This is a genomic window from Amycolatopsis albispora (genome assembly GCF_003312875.1).
GTDB classification, from domain to species: Bacteria; Actinomycetota; Actinomycetes; order Mycobacteriales; family Pseudonocardiaceae; genus Amycolatopsis; species Amycolatopsis albispora.
Window position 1 is genome coordinate 1,630,603 of record NZ_CP015163.1, and the last position, 20,219, is coordinate 1,650,821.

Below are 20,219 nucleotides of genomic sequence, written 5' to 3' on the forward strand. Positions count from 1 at the left end.
CTTCGATAGACGTGCACATTCGCGGGTCTGACACTGGGGTCACCAGCCCCGACCCGCAGGAGGAACCCATGTCCCGCGCTCGCGTGGTGGTCGTCGGTCTCGGCGGCCTCGGCTCGGCGGCGCTGTACCGGCTCGCCGCGGACCTCGGCCCCGGTGTGCTCGGCCTCGAGCAGTTCGAACTCGGTCACCACCGCGGTGCCTCCCAGGACCACTCGCGGATCATCCGGCTGGCGCAGCACCAGCCCGAATACGCCGCGCTCGCCCGGCCGGCGTACCAGGCGTGGGACGAGATCGAGGCCGAATCCGGCCAGCGGATCGTCACCCGGACCGGCGGCCTGGTCATCGAGGACCGGGAAGCCCGGCGCGCGGCCGCCACCGGCAGCCGGAACATCGAGGGCTACACCGCCGTGTTCGACCGCTTCGGGGTCGACTACGAACTGCTCGACGCCGCGGCCCTCGTGGATCGATGGCCGCAGTTCCGCGTCGGTGGCAGCGAGCAGGCGCTGTACCAATCCGAATCGGGCATCGTCGACGCCGCCAAGGCGAACGCCGTGCACATCGCGCTGGCCCGCGCTCGTGGTGCCGAGATCCGTACGCACACCAAGGTCCACGCGGTGCGACCGGACGGCGAAGGGGTCGCGGTGGTCACCGACGGCGGCACCATCCTGGCCGACCGGGTTGTCGTGGCCGCCGACGCCTGGACCAACCAGGTCCTCGCCGGCACGGGGATCCAGTTGCCGCTGACCGTGCTGCGCGAGCAGGTCACCTACTACGCCACCCCGCACCTGGCGGAGTTCGCGCCCGGCCGGTTCCCGGTGTTCATGTGGCACGGCCACCACAACTTCTACGGGTTCCCGGTCTACGGCGAGGTCGCCACGAAGCTCGGCCAGCACATGGGCGGGGACGAGACCACCGCGGACGACCGTTCCTTCGAGCCGGATCCGGTGCGGCGCAAGCGTTACGCGGAGTTCGTGGACCGGCACCTCCCGCGCTTCGGCGGCCCCGAGCTGTATTCCAGGACCTGCCTGTACACCGTGCCGCCGGACCAGAACTTCGTGCTCGACCGGCTGCCGGCGCACCCGCAGATCGTCGTCGCCATCGGCGCCGGGCACGCCTACAAGTTCGCCGCGCTCATCGGCGGGCTGCTCACCGACCTCGCGCTCGACCGCGCTCCCGCGCACCCGATCGACGCCTTCACCAGCACGCGGCCCGCGCTCACCGATCCCGCGTTCCCGCGTGCCTTCCACGTCTGACCGTTCCACCGAGAGAGGAGGCCGCCGCGATGACCGCCGACCCGCACGCCGCGCTCCCGGCCCGGCCCGTCGACCCCGCTCGCTTCACCGACGAAAGCACCTATCGCGCTACCCGCCTGCCGGTGGAGCTGGCCTCGACGCTGCTTCCCGACGCCTACGCCGCACCGGAGTTCTTCGCCGTCGAGCGGGAGCGGGTGTTCGCCACCGGCTGGGTCGCGGTGGGCATCGCCGCCGACGTCGACCGCCCCGGCGCCTGCGTGGTGGCCGAGGTCGCCGGCCGCTCGATCATCGTCACGCGTGACCGGAACGGCTCGCTGCGCGGTTTCCACAACGTCTGCCGCCACCGCGCCACCCGGCTGCTCGGCCCGGACGCCCGCGAGGTCGGCAAGCGCGGGCGCATCCGCTGCCCGTACCACAACTGGACCTACGACACCGACGGCACTTGCCTCGGCACGCCGTTGTTCGAGGGTTCGGACGTGCCCGCCGGGCAGGAGGCGATCTTCGACACCTCGGTGGCCAAGGGCTTCGACCGCGCCGACTACGGCCTGCTCCCGGTGGCCGTGGACACCTGGGGCCCGTTCCTGTTCGCCAACCTGGCTGCCGATCCGGAGCCGCTCGCCACCCACCTCGGTGACCTCCCGCGGCGCTTCGCCGCCTATCGGCTGGACGAGTGGGTGCCGCGGCGCCGCCGCACCTACGACGTGGCCGCGAACTACAAGCTCGTCGGCGAGAACTTCATGGAGTACTACCACCTGCCGTGGGTGCACCCCGAGCTGAACCAGGTCTCGAAGGTCGCCGACCACCACCGCTGGCAGGGCCCCGGCCGGTACATGGGCATGTGCACCACACCGGTGTCACGCAACACCGAGGCCGGTGGCTGGGACGGCCTGCGCCCGCTGAGTTCGCTGGGTGGACAGGACGCCGACAGCGGCCGGTTCGCCTGGCTGTTCCCCAGCACCGCGCTCGTGGTCCTGCCGAACCACGCCTTTGTGCTGCTCAACCAGCCCGTCGCGGCGAACCGCACGATCGAGACCGCGGTGCTGCTCACCCATCCCGAATGCCTCGGCGACCCGGAAGCCGAGCAGGGCCTCGACCAGCTCGAGAAGTTCTGGGATCTGGTGAACCGCCAGGACCTGCACATCGTCGAGGAGGTCCAGCGGGGCATCGAAAACCCGGCGTACCGCGGCGGGCGGATGTGCTTCCGGTTCGAGGAACCGGTGCACCGCTTCCAGAACATGGTCATCGACCGGATGGTCGGCATCGACCGCGTGCCCGGCGGCGACGAGGATCCGATGACGCCGATGTTCCCGGAACCGGCATGAGCACGCACCACATCGACGGCGCCCGGGTTCCGTCCCGCGGCGGGACGATCGCGGTCGAAGATCCCTCGACGGGGGAGACGATCGCCCACGTCGCCCGCGGTGACACCGCCGACGTGGACCTCGCCGTGCAGGCTGCCCGCCGCCGCGCCGACGGGTTCCGGCTCACCACCCCCGCCGACCGGGGGCGCCTGCTGCGGGCACTCGCCCGCGCGCTCGACGGCGTCCGCGACGAGTTCGCCCGGCTGGAAACCCTCGACACCGGCAAGCCGTTGTCGCTGGCACACGCGGAAATCGGCGGTTGCGTCGACTACCTCGACTACTACGCGGGCGCCGCCGACAAGCTGCACGGCGAGACGATCCCGATCGGCCCCGGCGCACTGGCGTTCACCGTGCGCGAGCCGGTCGGCGTCACCGCGCACATCGTGCCGTGGAACGCGCCGCTGTCGATGCTGTGCCGCAGCGTCGCGCCCGCCTTGGCGGCCGGGAACACGGCCGTGGTCAAACCGGCCGAGCAGACCCCGCTGACCGCGTTGCGGTTCGCCGAGCTGGTGCTGGAGGCCGGTTACCCGCCCGGCACGGTCAACGTGGTGACCGGGCTCGGCGCGGAGGCCGGGCACGCGCTCGCCGCGCACCCCGGCATCGGGTCGCTGACCTTCACCGGCTCGGTCACCACCGGCCGGGCCGTGCTGCGTGCGGCGGCCGAGCACATCACCCCGGTGGTGACCGAACTCGGCGGCAAGTCCCCGCAGCTGGTGTTCGCCGACGCCGATCTCGACGAGGTGGCGGCCCAGGTGGTCACCGGTTTCACCGCCAACACCGGCCAGTACTGCGACGCCGGGTCGCGCCTGCTCGCCGACCGCCGGATCCACGACGAACTGGTGGAGCGGATCACGGCACGGGCTTCGGCACTCACGCTCGGCCCGGGGATCGAAGATCGCGCCCTGGGCCCGCTGGTGTCCGCCGACCACCACCGCCGGGTCAGCGGCTATCTCGAGATCGGGCTCAGCGAGGGCGCACGCCTCGCCGGAACCCGGCAGGAGGTGCCCGATCGCGGGCATTTCTTCGCGCCCGCGGTGTTCACCGGGGTCACTCCCGGCATGCGGATCGCCCGTGAAGAGATCTTCGGGCCCATCCTGGCCGTTGCCGCGTTCGACAACGAGGACCACGCCGTCGAACTGGCCGATGCCACCGACTACGGCCTCGGTGCCGGAATCCACACGCGCGACATCGACCGCGCCCTGCGGGTGGCGGGTCGCGTCCGCGCCGGATACGTGATGATCAACGAATACTTCGCGGGCGGGGTCGCCGTTCCCTTCGGTGGCACCAAGTTCAGCGGCACCGGACGGGAACGCGGGCTGGTCGCGCTGGACAGCTACCTCACGCTCAAGACCGTCGTCGCCCGGGTCGGCCCGTCATGCGGCTGATGGTCGCCGAGCGCCGCGACGAGGCCGACGGCGTGATTTCCCTGGTACTGGAAGCCCCCGGCGGTGGCGCGCTGCCCGCCTGGACGCCCGGCGCGCACATCGACCTGCACCTCGAGGACGGCCTCATCCGGCAGTACTCGCTGTGTTCCGATCCCGGCGACCGCGGGCGGTGGCGGCTCGGCATCCTGCGTGAGCCGAGGAGCCGCGGCGGGTCGAAGCAGGTCTTCGACAAGCTGCACCCCGGCGACCTCGTGGAAGTCAGCGGACCACGCAACCACTTCGAGCTGCGGCCCGCCGCACGTTATGTCTTCATCGCCGGTGGCATCGGGATCACGCCGATCCTGCCGATGATCACCCACGCCGAGCGCGCGGGCACACCCTGGACCCTGCTCTACGGCGGTCGCAGCCGGTGTTCGATGGCGTTCACCGGCGAACTCACCCGCTACGGCGACCGGGTCACCCTGGTGCCACAGGACGAATTCGGGCTGCCCGATCTGGCCCGCCCGCTCGGGAAAGCCGCCGAGGGAACGCATGTCTACGCCTGCGGCCCGGAGCCCCTGCTCAACGCGGTCACCGCGCAGATGCACGACTGGCCGCCCGGGAGCCTGCACACCGAACGCTTCACACCCCGCGCCGCGAGCGGCCCGGACGAGCCGTTCCAGGTCGAGTTCGTGGCCAGCGGGTTCACCGCGACCGTGCCCCCGGACCGCAGCATTCTGGCCGTCGCCGAGGACGCGGGCGTCGCCGTGGATTGGTCGTGCCGGGAAGGCACCTGCGGTTCCTGCGAGACGGCGGTGCTCGGCGGCCGCGCCGAGCACCGCGACTCCCTGCTGTCCGGCCCGGAACGGGAAGCCCAGGACTGCCTGATGATCTGCGTGTCCCGCGCCGAACACGGCTGCCCGCTCCTGCGACTCGACCTCTGATCCGGCCGCGCGGCGGTACTGTCGGGCCATGAGCGGACCGACTCCGGAGGAACTGGCGCGGGCGCTGCGTGCCAAGGCCAGGGCGGCCGCGACGGCCGCGTTGCGCGAAGGCCTGGTGGACATCGATGAGCGCCACGGCCAGCACGTGGCGGACGAGGTGGTCGGCTTGCTCGACCTCCCGGACCTGTTCGAGGGCCTGCTCGAACCGGGGCAGGACACCGACGACTCCGATGAGAAGCCGTACGAGCTCAACACCAAGTTCGAATGGTGATCACTTCTCCCAGGTGTAGCTGATCGAGCCGTCGGGATTGAGCACCGGCTTGAACGTGGGGTCCGCCTCGGCGTAACGCTGCATGGCCTTGAACATCTCGTCGCGCATCGCTGGCCGATGCTCAACGTGGATGGTGGCCCGCTGGCCCAGCTGCTCGCGGTCCACGTTCGGATCGGTCTGGATCGCCAGGTTCCAGTAGTGCCGCTTGTCCGGGTCGTGGGAACCCTGCCCGTCGTTGGTCATGTACACGCGGTCGGGGTGGCTCTTGTCGTAGATCTGCTGGGTGACCCGGATCTGGTCGTCGCCGGTGACCGCGGAGTGGTAGCCCGGGATGTTGTCGGGCCCCTTCGGATCGGCGTCCTTGGCGTACAGCGCGACCTCGCCACCGAACGAGCCGCCGTGCCCGTAGCTGCCCTTCCACGCCTCCAGCCGGTACTGCTTGCCGGTCTCGGGGTCGCGGAACTCGATGTTGGGGTGGCTGGTCTCGTGGAGCCTCATCCCGAGCGCCGGGCCCGCCTCGTCGTACAGGTCGTGCCAGCCGAAGTAGCTCTGCAACGAGGTCTCGCCGGTGGTGTAGAAATCACCGTTCTCGCTGTACTTGAACCCGAAGTACCGGTAGATCTCCTTGGCGAGTTCCGGGTTCTCCATCAGCTTGTCCATCAGCAGCGACTTCCCGAGGTTCGGGTTCTTCTTGAGCACGCTGAGGATGTGGGCCAGTTCGCCGAGAACGCCCGCGTCCTTGTCACGCTCGGCACGCAGGACGGCGCCGGCGTCCTCGTCGATGTGGCCCTTCATGCCGCGGATCGTCGCGCCCTCGTTGTTGAGGACCATGTCGTAGGTCCGGACGATCCGCTCCATGTCGAGGAGCAAGAGCGCCTCCTGGACCTTCGTTTTCGCCTGCTTGGCCCAGGCACCGGGAAGCTTGAGCGGGTTGTCTTCGGCGTCCTGCCAGGCTTTCTCCAGCTCGGCCTGCAGTGCCTTGGCCTCCTCGCGCTTGCTCCGGGCATCGCGCTGCGCCTTCTCCAGCGCGTCGCGGACCACCTCGAAGGACACCGCCGAATGCCCGAGGTCGTCGGCCTGCCGCTCGCGGTTGCGCCGGAAGTCGTCGAGGTCGGCGAGCGCGGCTTCGCCCGCGTTGCCCTGCCAGGCCTCGTCCAGCTCGGTGCGCAGCGCGTCGAGCGCGGTCTTGGCGGTGTGCACCTCGTCCTTGGCGGCCCGGCAGGCCCTGGCCCGATCGTCCAGGTCGGTGGTGCTGCCCTGGTCCAGCTTGTCGGCGAGGTCGTAGATCCGGTCGAACATCGCGCTCACCGGTCGATCTGCGCGAAGCCGTCGTCGATGGCCTTCACGAAGGCGTCGCGCGCGTCGGCGTCCTTCGTGTCGTAGGCCTCGGCGGCCGCTTTGATCTTGGCGACGATGGCGGCGGTCTGCTGGTCCGCCGCCTTCAGATCCAGCCTTCTGGTCTCGAGCCAGACCTGGTAGTCCGCCGCGTACCCGGCGGCGCCGTCGGTACCGCCCACCCTCGGCGCCCCCTGCGCGTCCAGTGCCGGCGACTCCGCCGCGGCCAGCCTGTCCGCCGCTCTGGCCAGGTCCCTGACGTGCACCTCGAAGCCCATGGCTCACCCTCCCTGCCGGTCCTTTGTTACAGAGACGCGCCAAATGTCCCACCGGTTCCCTCCCGGCGCCAGCCGGTGCGCCCGACTGTCCTCCTTGGACAGAAATGCGGCCGATCGGTCACTCCGCGTGCTCGCGGACTGGTCATCCCGTGCCCGTCTGCTGATACGCTTCGGGCGACCACGCTCGAATGGGAGAAAACATGGGCGACGCCACCGGTGAACTGGACGTCCTGGGGTTCGGCAATGCCATCGTCGACGTTTTTTCACAGGAGGACGACGAATTCATTCTCAGCCGGGGACTGCCGAAAGGCGGGATGACGCTGATCGACCCGGAGCAGGCGGAAGCGCTCTACGCCGACATGGGTCCGGGAATCGAGATGTCGGGTGGTTCCTGCGCGAACACAATGGCGTGCATTGCGTCATTCGGCGGTTCCGCCGCCTTCATCGGCAAGGTAAGGGACGATCAGCTGGGGGCCACTTTCGAGCACGACATCCGCGCGGTCGGGGTGCACTTCCGCACCCCGCGGGCGACCACCGGCGCGGCCACGGCCCGCAGTCTCATCCTGGTTTCCGCCGACGGCCAGCGCACCATGAACACCTATCTCGGGGCGTGCGTCGAACTGGGCAGGGAGGATGTCGACGAAAGCCTGGTGGCGCGGTCGAAGGTGACCTACATCGAGGGTTACCTGTGGGACCCGCCGCGGGCGAAGGACGCCATCCGGCACGCCATCGCGGTCGCGCACGACGCGGGCCGGAAGGTCGCGCTGAGCCTGTCGGACACCTTCTGCGTGGAGCGCCACCTCGAGGAATTCCGCCACCTGGTGGAAAACGAGGTGGACATCCTGTTCGCCAACGAGCACGAGATCAAGACGCTGTACCCGGCCGACCGCATCGAGGACGCGGTGGCCGGCCTGCGCGGCCGGGAGTCGGTGGTGGCCGTCACCCGATCCGCGAAGGGCTCGGTCGTGTTCTCCGGCGACACGAGGCACGAGGTGCCCGCCGAGCCGGTGGAGCAGGTGGTCGACACCACCGGCGCCGGCGACGCCTACGCCGCCGGATTCCTGTACGGCATCACCCACGGCTACGAACTCCCCGAATGCGCCCGCCTCGGCTCGGTGGCCGCGTCGGAGATCATTTCCCACATCGGTTCGCGACCCCAGGTCCAACTCGCCGAACTACGCGGGTGAAAGGAACGCGGCGAAAACATTGCCCGCAATTCCCACGCCGTAGAGCTTCAGGTGGCGGTCCACTTCGGGGGGCGTTTTTCGACGAAGGAGCGGGGGCCTTCGAGGGCGTCCTCGCTGTGCATTCGGCGTTCTTCCCAGGTGAAGCGGGTGGCGAAGGCCTGGGGCAGTGACATGGACAGCGAGGCCGTCGCCGCTTCCTTGATGGCGCGCACGGAAAGAGGGGCGCAGCGCAGCAGATCCTCCACCCATTCGTCGACGCAGGTGTCCAGTTCGGCGGTGGGCACCACGTCGTTGACCAGGCCGAGGGCCAGCGCGCGGTCGGCGGCGAGGCGGCGTCCGGTCATCAGGTGGCCCAGTGCGGTCTTGAACGGCAGCTGCCGCGCGAGGCGGAACACGCCGCCCGCGCCGGCGATCAGGCCGAGCCGGGCTTCCGGCAGGGCGAAGGTGGCGGAGTCGGCGGCGACGAGCAGGTCGCAGGCCAGCGCGAGTTCGAAACCACCACCGAGCGCGTAGCCGTTGACCCGCGCGATCACCGGTTTCGACAGGTCGAAGCGCTCGGTCAGCCGGGGCCAGCCGGGCTTGCCGCGGCTGCCGAAGGTCGACGGCGGCTCGCCGTTTTCCACTCGCTGGACGAGTTCCTTCAGGTCCTGGCCGACCGAGAAGGCGCGGTGACCGGCGCCGGTGAGCACGCCGACCCAGAGGTTGTCGTCCGCCTCGAAGTCGTCCCAGACGGCGGCGAGTTCCTCGTGCATCCGCAGGTCCATGGCGTTGAGCACGTCCGGTCGGTTCAACGTGATGCGGGCGACGTGCCCCTGCTTGCGGTAGAGCACCCGCGGTTCCTCGGCCATGGACGAACCTCCTCAGAACGGATACGGCGCCGCGGCGGGGCGGACGGTCAGCCACTGCCACCGGGTGAACTCGTCCCAGCTGTGGAGCGCGCCGTGGCGGCTGCCGTTGCCGGAGGCGCCCGTGCCGCCGAACGGCACGAACGCGTTGTCGTCCACGGTCTGCCCGTTGACGTGCACGATGCCGGTGCGCAACCGCCGGGCGAGCCGCCTTCCCCGTTCGGGCGAGCCGGTCTGCACGGCCGCCACCAGGCCGTACTCCGTCTGGTTGGCGACGCGGACCGCCTCGTCCTCGTCACGCACCACGACCACCGGCGCGACCGGGCCGAAGATCTCCTGGGTGAACGCGGGCATCTCGGTGGTCACCCCGGCCAGCACGGTCGGTTCGTAGAACAGATCGCGGTAGTCCCCACCGGCACGCAGGTCCGCGCCCGCGGCCACGGTTTCGCGCACAATACTGTCCACTCTGGACAACTGGGTGGCGTTGATCAGCGGACCGAGCGCGGCTTCGGTGGTCCACGGGTCGTCCGCGACCAGGGCACGCGCCCGGCCCGCCAGCCGTTCGAGGTACTCGTCCGCTACCGCTTCGAGCACCACGTGCCTGCTCGCCGCCATGCAGATCTGGCCCTGGTGCAGGAAGGCACCCCAGGCACCCGCCGAACTCGCGGCGTCGAGATCGGCGTCGTCGAGCACGATCAGGGCGTTGTTCCCGCCGAGTTCCAGCGAACAGCGCTTCAGCAGGCGCCCGGCCACCTCACCGACCCGGCGGCCGACGGCGGTGGACCCGGTGAACGCGATCATCGGGACGTCGGGGTGCGCGGTCAGCGCTTCACCGGGCTCGGCGTCGCCGGGCAGGACGTGCAGCACACCCTCGGGCAACCCGGCTTCCTCGAAGATCCGCGCTACGGCGAACCCGCCGGACACCGGTGTCTGCACGTCGGGCTTGAGCACCACGGCGTTGCCCAGCGCCAACGCGGGCGCGACGGCGCGCAGGGCCAGTACGAGCGGGAAGTTCCACGGGCTGATCACACCGACCACACCGAGCGGAACCCGCCGCCCGACGCTCTCGAACTCGGGCCCGGACGGCAGCAGGTGCCCGTGCGGCTGGGTGGGCAGTGCCGCGGCCGCCCACAGTTCGTCGGCGGCGGAGCGAATTTCGAAGGCGGCTTTCGGCGCGACCGCACCACCTTCGCGGATCAGCCATTCGGCCACTTCCCGCTGGTGTGCTTCGAGAATCCCGGCGGCGCGCCGCAGCACGGCCGCGCGCTCGGCCGGTTCCGTGTCAGCCCAGGAAATCTGCGCCTCGACGGCGGTACGCACGGCCGCGTCGATGTCCGCGGCCGAGGCCAGGCCGGTGGTGGCGAGCGTCTTGCCGGTGGCCGGTTCGACCACGTCGACCGTGCCGGACGCGGTGACCCAGCCGGAGCTGAACACCTTGCCGGTGAGCGCACCGATGTCCAGGATGTCCAGCAACACGGGATCTCCTCGGCCGGAAGTGGTCGATTCCCGGGAAATGCTAGGTGCGCCGATCAAGCGCGCCAAGGAAAAGCGCTCCCGCGCCCGCGGAATCCGGGGGTGCTAGGGGGCCGGTGAGGGGGTGCGCCCGGTGCCGCCGATCGGGGTTGCCGGGGAGCCGTTGCGGCTGTTTGGCTCGGGGCCCAGCGATTCGGGGAGGCGGGGCCATGACGCGTGCGGAGCGCTGGTACACCACCAGCACGGCGTTCCTGGAGGCTCTGGCGGAAGCCGGAGTCCGTTACGTGTTCGCGAATCTCGGCAGTGATCACCCCGGGCTCGTCGAGGCCTACGCCAGGGCCCGTGACGAAGGCCGCGCCGGCGAACTGCCCGAGCTGGTCATCTGCCCGCACGAGAGCGTCGCCATGTCCGCCGCGCAGGGGTACGCCCAGGCCAGCGGGCGACCGCAGGCGGTGGTCGTGCACGTGGACTGCGGAACGCAGAACCTCGGCGGCACGCTGCACAACGCGGCCAAGGCGCGGGTGCCGGTGCTCGTTTTCGCCGGTGCGTCACCGGTGACGCAGGACGGGGAACTCCCCGGCGGCCGCAACGAGTTCATCCACTGGATCCAGGACGTGCCGGACCAGCGTGGCATCGTGCGGGGATACACCAAGTACGACAACGAGATCCGGACCGGCCGGAACGTCAAGCAGCTGGTGCACCGCGCGCTCCAGATCGCGTGCAGCGAGCCGGCCGGGCCGGTGTACCTCGTCGGTGCGCGGGAAGTGATGGAGGAACACCTCACCCCGGTACCGGGCCGCGCGGAACTCTTCACCGCGACCACACCCGGCGCACTCGCGCCCGAGGTGGCGGCCCGGATCGCGGACGCACTGGCCGGAGCACGGAATCCCGTGGTGGTGACGTCGAACCTCGGCCGCGAGCCGGACGCGGTGGTGGAGCTGGTCCGCCTGTGCGAACGGCTCGCCGTCCGGGTGATCGAGTCGGTGCCGATGTACGTCAACTTCCCGGCCGACCACCCGCTGCACGCGGGTTACCAGTGGAACACCCCCGCGCCGAACCCGGCGCTCACCGAAGCCGACGTGATCCTGGTGCTGGGCTGTGAGGTGCCGTGGATCCCGTCGCTGAACCGGCCCGCCGGGAACGCGCGGATCTTCGTCGTGGACGCCGATCCGCTGAAGGAACGGACACCGCTGTGGCACGTGCCCGCGGAACTGTACGCCCGCGCGAATCCGGGACTGGCCGCACGGCAGCTCGCGGACGAGGTCGCCGCCGGTCCGGTGCGGGCGGAAGACGTGACGGCCCGGTACGCGCGCAGCGTGGCCGACCACGACCGCCGGGCCGCGGACCGCGCGCGGAAAGCCCGGCCCAGACCGGACGTCATCACGCCCGAGTACCTGGCGGTCTGCGTGCACGACGCCATCGACGACGAGACCATCGTGCTCTCCGAAGCCATCACGAACTTCGGGGTGGTCAGCGAGTTCGTCCCGCGATCGGTCCCGGGCACGCTGTTCGGTTCCGGCGGCAGCTCGCTCGGCTGGCACGCCGGTGCCGCGATCGGGGTGAAGCTCGCCGTGCCGGACCGGCTGGTGGTCTCACTGGTGGGCGACGGCACCTACCTGTTCGGCGTACCGGCCTCCGCGCAGTGGACGGCGAGGCGGTACGGCGCCCCGAGTCTCACCGTCATCATCGACAACCAGGGCTGGCGCGCGCCCAAGCTGTCCACCCTGGCCGTGCACCCGGACGGGGTGGCCGCGGCGAACGACGACTTCGGTGTCGGGTTCGCGCCGGGCGCGGACCTGCCCGGGGTGGCCGCCGCGGCGGCGGACGCCTGGGCCCATACGGTCGCGGACCCGGCGGAACTGCCGCCGCTGCTCACCGAGGCGGTGAAAGTGGTGCGGGACGGGCGTTCCGCGGTGCTGGCCGTCCGTGTTCCGCCGGTATGACCCGCTCAGCCCGCGTGGTCACGCCGGACTTCGGCGGCCCACGCGGTCCGGCGGAACGGCAGCCCTTCCGGCAGCTGCGTGCGGCTGTCGATCTTCAGCTTCCGGTAGATCCGCGTCAGGTGCTGTTCCACCGTGCTCTCGGTGATGCTGAGCTTCCGGCTGATGGCGCGATTGGTGTGCCGCAGCGAGGCCAGCGACGCCACGCGCCATTCGGCGTCGCTGAGCGCGGCCAGCCCCTCGTTCTCGTCCGGTTCGTCGGCGGCGGTGTCACCGCCGACGGTGGCCTGCACGGCGGCGAGGCGTTGCTGCAACGGCGCGGCCTCGCAGCTGCGTGCGGCCTGCACCGCCTGCTGGATGACCTCCCGTGCCTTGGCGGAGTCACCGAGCCGGTGGCAGACCTCACCGAGGTCGGCCAGGGTGAGCGCGAGCTCGAAGCGGTCGCCGCAGGACCGCAGCTGTTCGGCGGCCTCGGCCAGCAGGTGCGGCCGCTGCGCCGGTTCCGCCGCTTCGGCCAGCACCCGCAGGGACGCGCCCTTGGTGCGCGGCCCGATGGAGCCGCCGATCCGGAGCTGCTCGGTGATCAGTTCCCTGGCTGCTTCGGGCTTGCCGAGCCGCAGGTGCACCAGCGCCGCGTCCCGGCGCCACGGGGCCAGCGCCGGCTGGTCGATGTGCCACTTGGTCATCAGCGCGCCGCAGCTTTCGAAGTCGTTCAGCGCGGCCGTGAGGTGGTTGGTGGCCAGCAGGTAGTGCCCGCGGGCGCGGAGGTACTGCGGGGCGAACCAGGTCTGCGCCATGGATTTCGGCACGGCCTGCTTGAGCGCGGTCGCGGCCGCGCCGAACTCGCCCATCGCGGTGGTCGCCATGATCAGGCTGGCCAGCGGGGAGCCGATCGAGGCGCCCCAGCCCTGCGCCGGGATCCGGCTCAGCGCCGTCCTGGCCCGGTCCGCTGCCAGCGGCAGATCGCCCTGGCGCAGGGCGATGTCCGCGCCGATGTTCGACAGCAGCGCTGGGCGATCAGCGCCACCGGCGCGCGGTCCTGGTAGAGCAGGTCCGCGGCACGCAGGTGCATCCGGCCGCGGTCCTCCGGGCTGAGGCTGTCGAGCACGGCCGCGGCGGCCGACGGGTGCCGGTAGCGGCCGGCGGAGTCGAGCAGCCCGGCCAGCGTGAGCACGTCGAGCGCCTGGGTGGCCGAGTCGGCCTTGATGCCGAGCAGCCGCCCGAGCGTTTTCGACGAGGCGGGGCAGGATTCGCCCAGCACCGCCACGCCCCTGGCCACGGTGAGCAGGATCGGGTCCCACCGGTGCAGGCAGGCGATGACCGCTTCGCTGAACTCCGCACCCGCCACCAGCTCCGGAGTGTCGCGTGTGGACCGTGCGGCGGCGTCGCGGTAGTCGGCGATGAGCGCCTTGACCAGCAGCGGATTGCCGCCGCTGAGCCGCCAGCCCGCCGCGGCGTGGCGGTTGGCGGCGGGGATGTCGAGGTGCGCGGCCAGCAGCCCCGCCACCCCGCGCCGGCTGAGCGGGTTCAGCCGGATGCGGTGGAAGTACGGCTGGCGCGCGATTTCGGCGCGGAACACCGGGTGCGTCGGGTGCGAGGTGGCCCATTCGGTGAGCAGGATGAGCATGTTCGCCGACCGGATGCGCTGCTGCAGGTAGAGCAGCACCTGCAAGGACGGGCTGTCGGCGAACTGCACGTCGTCCACGCAGACCACCACCGGCCGGGTCCTGGCCAGCTCCAGCAGGATCATCGACAACCCGTGCACCGCACGGGCGTTCTCGTGGCCGACGGTCAGCGGCTCGCCGGTGGCGGTTCCGGCGGTCAGGGTTTCCTCGTTCAGCAGCGCCGCCACCCGGGCCGCGATCCCGTCCGGCAGGTCCACGCCGTGGAACAACTGGCCCAGCACGCTGAACTGCAGCGCGCGCTCCGCGCGGGAGCCGACCGCGGTGACCACCAGCGCGCCCGCCGCCGCGGCCTCGTCGGCGGCGCAGCCGAGCAGTTCGGTCTTCCCGCTGGCGATCCCGCCGGTGATCAGCGCCACCTGCCCGCGCCCCTGGGCGCAGTCGGCGTAGAGGTCCTTGAGGAGTTTCAGTTCCTCCTGACGTTCCACCAGGATCATGCGGTGCGCCCCCCATGGCGTCGTGGCAATTGCGAGTCGGCTGGGTTGCGAGCCAACCCTAGTGAGCCTCCGTACAAGATCCGCATAATCACTGCGGAGTAACGAGACGGTAACGGACGGCGATGAAATTTCGGTGACGTCGGCGTTTTTATTGACCTGCCCAGGCCTTGCCCACCTTGGCGAGCACATCCGAGCTGTACAGGCGAAGTGCTTGCTCCAGGGCGAATTCGGCCAGATAACGGCGAAACGCGTCCGGTGGTTCTTCGGCGAGGTTGAGCATGCGCCGGTTCGCCACCACCGCCGGGCTGGTCAGCCGCTCGGCTTCGGTAGCGATGACCCGGTCCATTTCCCGTGGATCGGCCACCGTGTCGAACACCGTGGCGGCTTCCGGTTCACCGGCCCAGATCTTGCGCCCGCCGAGAATCACCTGCCTGGCCAGCCTCGGGCCGGACTGGCGTGGTAACCGCAGGTTCGCCGCGCCCGGCACGATGCCTTCCTGTGCCGCGGGCAGGCTGAAGTAGGCGTCGGCGGCGGCGATCACGTGGTCGAAGACCAGGAGCAACTGCGCCCCGCCGCCGATGGCGAACGAGTCGACCGCGGCCACCCACGGCTTGGCCAAGGTGTCCAGCGGCCAGTCCGGTGAGTCCTCGCCGAGGCGCAGGCCGCGTGCCAGCTTGGCGAGGTAGCCGAGTTCGCGGCGGAGCAGGAAATCGGTGAAGGAAATCCGCCCGTCGTGCAGCTTGGTCAGGTTGATCCCGGCGCTGAACACCCGTTTTCCGTGGTACCGCGGGTGGGTCATCACCCCGCCGCGCAGCACGCCGACGCGGATCCCGTCGTCGAGCAGCGTGAGATCGACCGCGGTTTCCATGTCGTCGGTCAGCTCGTTGTCTTCGGCGTTGAGGTACCGCGTGTTGCCGATGGTGAGGTGCGCCGCGTCGCCCTGCCGGGTGATCCGGACGGTGCCGAGGTCGAGGTCGCCGGTCCGGCGGAATTCGGGAAGCAGCGCCTCGGCCCGTGCGGTGGGCAGCAGCATGCTGTCGAGCAGGTGCGTGCCCGCCGCCGGACTGCGCAGCACCTCGCGGAAGAACAGGCCCTGATCGATCTCACGGCCTTCCTTCGCCGACTGGATGCGGTCGCCTTCGGCTTCGAGCTGTTGCTTGCCGGGGACCAGGCCGGGGAACAGCTCCGCGGCCCGCCGCGCGAGCGCGGCCACGCGCAGGGGAGTGGTGCGCCCGTCGGTGAGCTGGTCGTAGACGCGTTCGGCGTGCAGGCGCAGGAAACCGGCACGCAGCCGGCGGCACGACCGGTGCACTTCGTCGGCGGTCCGCTGCTGGCCGGCAGTGCGGTCGGGTTTGGCGGGCAGCCCCGCGAGCACCTCTTCCCCGGCGGCCGAGTGCTCGCGGATGGTGGCCGCGTCCTGCTCGAGAATTCCGCTCGGTACGGGCGTTTCCGGCGCGCGGCTGACGGCGGTCATGCCGGGAGCCGGGTTTCGGCGTCGGCCCGCGCGCGGCGCAGCACCCGATCGCAGGCGGCCAGGTGCACGCCGAGCGCGTCTTCGAAGGTGGTGGTCGGCGCGTCCAGCAGCAACCGGCGCCGGATGGCGAACTCGGCGCCGTCCACCGGCGCCAGCGTGCTCACCACCCGTTCGACCGCGGCGCCGAGATCCTGGCCGACTTCGTCGACCAGACCCCAGCCGGCGGCTTCGGCGGCGCTCAGCTCGGGTGGGTGCAGGAGCAGCCGGCGAGCCCGGCGCCCGCCGATCTGGTTGGCCAGCCGGTGCAGCACCATGCCCGGCCAGAAGCCGCCGGGCTCGCTGGGCAGGTGGAGCCGGGCGTCGTGCGCGGCCAGCCGGTAGTCGGTGGCCAGCAGCAGTTCCAGCGCCGGCCCGGAACAGGTACCGGACGCGGCGGCGATCGTGGTGGCGCGCAGGCGTTCCACCCGCCGGACCGCGCGTTCCCAGCGGCTCACCAGGTGAATGCTGACCTCACCCGGCCAGGCCTGGTGGGGTTCGGCGTCGCCGACCTCGATCACCGCGACGGTGTTGCCGGACAGCGCATCGATCCGGTCGCAGAACTCGTTGATCGCGAGCACCAGCGACGAGGACAGAGGACCGGTTCCGGGCAGGCTCAGCCGTTCGGCGGGCGGTGCCGGTGTTTTGTTACTCGAAGCCACTTCTTGTCACAACTCCCTGCGCTGGCCGTCACGCGCGTTCTCGCCGCCCGGCCAGCGGAGCAGCGCCGTCTCGATGGTGGAGCCGGGGCCCATGGTCATCAGCACGCCGTGCTCGCCCGGCGCCACCACGCCCTCGTCGATCAGCCGGTTGTAGGAGAAGAGGAACGAGCCGCTGGACAGGTTGCCGTAGTCGCGCAGCACCCCGGTGGTGTGCCGGACGTCCCAGCGGCTGAGCGCCAGGTTGATCATCACCGAGTCGATCACCTTCTTGCCGCCGGAGTGGATGATCCAGTGCGCGATGTCGTCCCGCCTGAGGCCGGTGCCCGCGAGCAGCCTGCCCACCACTTCCTCGGCGTTGGCGCCGACCACGTAGGGGACTTCGCGGTCGAGGAAGAAGCTGAACTTGCCGTGGTCGTCGTCCCAGTCGTACCGCATCGCCTCCAGCGCCTCGGGAATGATGCAGCTGGCGAACTTGACCACGGACGGACCTTCGTGCCGGGCGCCCGGCCCGGCCTGCACCGCCACCGCGGCGGCGCCGTCGCCGAACAGGCTGTTCACCACCGAGGTGCGCATGGTGCCGTCGAAGACGTACGCGGCCGAGCAGGCCTCCACGCACAGCATGATCGCGAGCTGCCCGGGGTGCGCGTGTGCCCAGCCGGTGACCGCGGCGAGGCCGTTGAGCCCGGCGTTGCAGCCCATGCCGACCACGTCGAGCCTGCTGGTGTTGTGCTCCAGGCCCAGCTCGCGAATGATCAGCGCGCTGAACCCGGGGGTCATGAAGCCGGTGGACGACACGCAGCACAGGTAGCGGACGTCCTCCAGGTCGGCGTCGGCGTTCTTCAGGCACGCCTGCAGGGCGCGGGCGCCCATCTCGATCCCGCTCGCGCGGTGCTTGGCGAGCAGTTCGCCCTGCGTCTCCATCCGCCGGGTGCCGTCGGCCCCTTCCGGTGGCAGGGTGAGGAACCGGCGTTCGATCGCGCTGTTGAGGAACACCGAGCGGATCCGGGGGTCTTCGATCCGGAAGACCTCGAGCAGCTCCTCCTGGGAGTAGGAGAACGCGGGCACGGCGGTTCCGGTGCCCACGATCGCCGGGGCGAACACCGGAGCCGCGTCTTTTGTGTAGCCAGTCTGTTCGACTGCATAATTATGCGCTGAAATCTGTGAACCCGTCATTGAGTACCCCGAGACAACTGCCGGTCGGTCACGGACAGACTGGGTGGCAAAGGAACGGGCACCGCGGTGTGCCAGCGTTTCCCGGCTTTTGTTGGTTGTTTTCGGATGCTATCGGCGGTGGTGATTGACTGGCAACCCCGACGGCCGGTGGCGCCCCCTTCGCCGCGCCGCCGCCGACGGCCGTGACCAGCCCTTTTGGTTGCTGTTCGGGTGATTTGCGCGTTCTTCCGCCCGGTCGCGACCCTGGTGTGACCGGCGCCCTAGGGGAGCGAAAGGGGGTGCGGACCGGCGCGGCAGGGGGGGTGCAGGGGGGTGGGCATCGACTGCTCTAGGGGGGTTCGGCGGGGGTGCGGGAGGGGAAACCGGTCGGGGTTGCGGGCGTTGTTCGGCGGCCGATAGCCTCGGTCGCGAGCCCAATTTCGGTGCAATTTTCAAATAATCGGTTCGCAGTTCGCCCCCGGTGGCGCCGAAACCGATCGCGATCCGGTTCGATATCGCAATTGTCGCGGTGTCCCGCTCTTGGCGGAGCGGCGCGCGCACCGCCTGAATGAGAGGCCACGATGGCGCGATCCGAGTTGATTCGGCCCCTTTCCGAACTGCTCCGGGTGCATGCCGAACGGCGCGGGGACAAGCTCGCCTACGCCGACGAGCACCGCGAGGTCGGCTACGCCGAACTGGAACGCCGGACCGCGCGGCTGGCCGGGCACCTGGCCGGGCTGGGCGTGCCGCGTGGCGCGCGCGTGGTGATCCTGCTCGGCAACCGCGTCGAGAACGTCGAGAGCTACCTGACCGCGATCCGGGCCGCCGCGGTGGGCGTGCCGGTCAACCCGCGGTCCTCCGACGCCGAACTGGCGCACATCCTCCGGGACAGCGGCGCCACCGTGGTGATCACCGACCTCGCGCACTGGTCGCAGGTGCGCACGGCACTGGCCGGGCGCGACGAGGTGGTCGTCCTGCTCGTCGGCACGTCCGAGGTGCCGGCGGGCCCGGGACCGGCGCCGCGCCTGTACGAGGAACTGGCCACCACGGACGCCCCCGAGCCGCCACGCGACGACCTCGGCCTCGACGACGTGGCCTGGATGCTCTACACCTCCGGCACCACCGGCCTGCCCAAGGGCGTGCTGTCCACGCAGCGCAGCTGCCTGTGGTCGGTGTCCGCCTGCTACGTGCCGCTGCTCGGCCTTTCCCAGGACGACCACGTGCTGTGGCCGCTGCCGCTGTTCCACTCCTTCGCGCACGTGGTGTGCGTGCACGGCGTGATCGCGACCGGCGCCAGCGTCCGGATCGTGGACGGCCTCGCCCCCGACGACGTGGTCTCGCTGCTGCGCGAGGACCGCTACACCTTTCTCGTCGGCGTGCCGACGCTCTACCACCACCTGATCCGGGTCGCGCGGACCGACGGCCTGGACGCGTACTCGCTGCGGGTGTGCGTGGTGACCGGCGCGGTCACCACGGCGGCGCTGGGCAACGCCTTCGAGGACACCTTCGGCGTGCGCCTGGTCGACAGCTACGGCAGCACCGAAACCTGCGGTGCGATCACCATGAGCCGCCCGTCCGGGGCGCAGGTGCCGGGCTCGTGCGGCCAGCCGGTGCCGGGGCTCAAGGTGCGGCTGGTCGACCAGCGCACCGGTGAGGACGTCGAGGTCGGCGCCGAGGGCGAGGTGTGGGTCCGCGGCCCCAACGTGATGCTGGGTTACCACAACCAGCCCGAGGCCACCGCCACCGCGCTCGACGGCGGCTGGTACCGCACGGGCGACCTCGCCCGCCGCGACGAACTCGGCTACCTGACCATCACCGGCCGCATCAAGGAACTGATCGTCCGCGGTGGCGAGAACATCCACCCGGCCGAGGTGGAGGCCGTGGTGCGCGCGGTGGACGGCGTCGCCGACGTCGCCGTGGCCGGGAAGCCGCACGAGGTGCTGGGTGAGGTGCCGGTCGCCTTTGTGGTGCCCGACGAACCCGGCGTCGTCGACACGGCGGCCATCTTCGCGGCCTGCCGCGAGCACCTGTCGTACTACAAGGTGCCCGACGAGATCCACGAGATCGGTGAGGTGCCGCGCACGGCGTCGGGCAAGGTGACGCGACGACGACTGCTGGACGCCGAAACGCGGCTGTGCGCGACCAGGGAGACCACGCTCGAATCGCTGTTCCGGCTGGACTGGACGCCCGTTTCCGCGGTCCCGTTCGTGCCGCCGGAGGCCGGTGCCTGGGCCGTGCTCGGTGACGGTGACCTCGGGCTGACCGCCGCCGGGGTGCCGGTGGCCGTGCACCTCGATCTCGATTCGCTGGCGGCGACGGCACGCACGCCGGAGGTGGTGCTGTTCCCGGCCCACGCGGGTGAACACGGCCGCGTTCGCGACCTGGTCGAGCGGTGGCAGGCGGACGGCAGGTTCCCCGGTGCCCGCCTGGTGCTGGTGACCCGGCAGGCCGTGGCGACCGCCGCGGACGACGTGCCCGAGCCGACCACCGCACCGTTCTGAGGCCTGTTCCGCGCGGCGATCGCG

Annotated in this window: 17 protein-coding genes; 8 read left to right on the forward strand and 9 right to left on the reverse strand. The window is 70.8% G+C overall.

What is annotated here, in order from left to right; all coding sequences use genetic code 11:
- Positions 1-68 precede the first annotated feature (68 nt).
- From solA to A4R43_RS07930, 5 genes are read left to right on the forward strand one after another with little or no spacing between them, the layout of a single operon-like run.
- Entirely contained in the window at positions 69-1,253 is a 1,185-nt protein-coding gene (solA, locus tag A4R43_RS07910; RefSeq protein WP_113691717.1) for an N-methyl-L-tryptophan oxidase, read from the forward strand.
- Positions 1,254-1,282: 29 nt separating this feature from the next.
- Entirely contained in the window at positions 1,283-2,575 is a 1,293-nt protein-coding gene (locus A4R43_RS07915; RefSeq protein WP_113691718.1) for an aromatic ring-hydroxylating oxygenase subunit alpha, read from the forward strand.
- Complete coding sequence (locus A4R43_RS07920; protein WP_113691719.1) at positions 2,572-3,999, forward strand: aldehyde dehydrogenase family protein; 1,428 nt, start codon at positions 2,572-2,574, stop codon at positions 3,997-3,999. The genes A4R43_RS07915 and A4R43_RS07920 overlap by 4 nt, the downstream gene beginning before the upstream one ends.
- Entirely contained in the window at positions 3,990-4,922 is a 933-nt protein-coding gene (locus tag A4R43_RS07925) for a PDR/VanB family oxidoreductase (protein WP_113691720.1), read from the forward strand. The genes A4R43_RS07920 and A4R43_RS07925 overlap by 10 nt, the downstream gene beginning before the upstream one ends.
- Before the next feature lie 28 nt (positions 4,923-4,950).
- Positions 4,951-5,193 (forward strand): hypothetical protein, encoded by a 243-nt coding sequence (locus tag A4R43_RS07930; protein ID WP_113691721.1) that lies wholly within the window; start codon positions 4,951-4,953, stop codon positions 5,191-5,193.
- On the opposite strand, the gene A4R43_RS07935 is transcribed toward A4R43_RS07930, so the two are convergent.
- Both A4R43_RS07935 and A4R43_RS07940 read right to left on the reverse strand, forming a co-directional pair.
- Positions 5,194-6,492 carry a DUF4474 domain-containing protein gene (locus A4R43_RS07935; RefSeq protein WP_113691722.1) on the reverse strand — a complete coding sequence of 433 codons (1,299 nt, stop codon included), beginning with the start codon at positions 6,490-6,492 and terminating at the stop codon, positions 5,194-5,196.
- A gap of 5 nt (positions 6,493-6,497) precedes the next feature.
- Positions 6,498-6,806: a hypothetical protein gene (locus A4R43_RS07940; protein ID WP_113691723.1), complete on the reverse strand. Its 309-nt coding sequence runs from the start codon at positions 6,804-6,806 to the stop codon at positions 6,498-6,500.
- Between the two features lie 200 nt (positions 6,807-7,006).
- Between A4R43_RS07940 and A4R43_RS07945 the strand changes: the two genes are divergently transcribed.
- On the forward strand, positions 7,007-7,993 hold the full coding sequence (locus A4R43_RS07945; protein ID WP_113691724.1) for an adenosine kinase: 987 nt from the start codon (positions 7,007-7,009) through the stop codon (positions 7,991-7,993).
- 47 nt (positions 7,994-8,040) lie between these two features.
- Here A4R43_RS07945 and dpgD read toward each other — a convergent pair whose 3' ends face one another.
- Complete coding sequence (gene dpgD, locus A4R43_RS07950) at positions 8,041-8,841, reverse strand: enoyl-CoA-hydratase DpgD (protein ID WP_113691725.1); 801 nt, start codon at positions 8,839-8,841, stop codon at positions 8,041-8,043.
- Between the two features lie 12 nt (positions 8,842-8,853).
- Positions 8,854-10,308 (reverse strand): benzaldehyde dehydrogenase, encoded by a 1,455-nt coding sequence (locus A4R43_RS07955; RefSeq protein WP_205215441.1) that lies wholly within the window; start codon positions 10,306-10,308, stop codon positions 8,854-8,856.
- A gap of 212 nt (positions 10,309-10,520) precedes the next feature.
- Between A4R43_RS07955 and A4R43_RS07960 the strand changes: the two genes are divergently transcribed.
- On the forward strand, positions 10,521-12,254 hold the full coding sequence (locus A4R43_RS07960; RefSeq protein WP_113691726.1) for a thiamine pyrophosphate-requiring protein: 1,734 nt from the start codon (positions 10,521-10,523) through the stop codon (positions 12,252-12,254).
- 5 nt (positions 12,255-12,259) lie between these two features.
- On the opposite strand, the gene A4R43_RS42610 is transcribed toward A4R43_RS07960, so the two are convergent.
- From A4R43_RS42610 to dpgA, 5 genes are all read right to left on the reverse strand, one after another.
- A complete protein-coding gene (locus tag A4R43_RS42610; protein ID WP_162788364.1) occupies positions 12,260-13,117 on the reverse strand; it encodes a helix-turn-helix transcriptional regulator in 858 nt (285 codons plus the stop codon).
- Between the two features lie 59 nt (positions 13,118-13,176).
- Positions 13,177-14,370, reverse strand: a complete 1,194-nt coding sequence (locus A4R43_RS07970) for an AAA family ATPase (protein ID WP_162788365.1) — start codon at positions 14,368-14,370, stop codon at positions 13,177-13,179.
- 148 nt (positions 14,371-14,518) lie between these two features.
- Positions 14,519-15,844 (reverse strand): (3,5-dihydroxyphenyl)acetyl-CoA 1,2-dioxygenase DpgC, encoded by a 1,326-nt coding sequence (gene dpgC / locus A4R43_RS07975; RefSeq protein ID WP_113691728.1) that lies wholly within the window; start codon positions 15,842-15,844, stop codon positions 14,519-14,521.
- A complete protein-coding gene (dpgB, locus tag A4R43_RS07980; protein WP_113691729.1) occupies positions 15,841-16,542 on the reverse strand; it encodes an enoyl-CoA-hydratase DpgB in 702 nt (233 codons plus the stop codon). The genes dpgC and dpgB overlap by 4 nt, the downstream gene beginning before the upstream one ends.
- 6 nt (positions 16,543-16,548) lie before the next feature.
- The gene (gene dpgA / locus A4R43_RS07985; RefSeq protein ID WP_236808834.1) at positions 16,549-17,625 is read right to left on the reverse strand and encodes a 3,5-dihydroxyphenylacetyl-CoA synthase DpgA; all 1,077 of its coding nucleotides are present in this window, start codon (positions 17,623-17,625) and stop codon (positions 16,549-16,551) included.
- 650 nt (positions 17,626-18,275) lie between these two features.
- Between dpgA and A4R43_RS07990 the strand changes: the two genes are divergently transcribed.
- Complete coding sequence (locus A4R43_RS07990) at positions 18,276-20,195, forward strand: class I adenylate-forming enzyme family protein (protein WP_113691731.1); 1,920 nt, start codon at positions 18,276-18,278, stop codon at positions 20,193-20,195.
- The last annotated feature ends 24 nt before the right edge of the window (positions 20,196-20,219 follow it).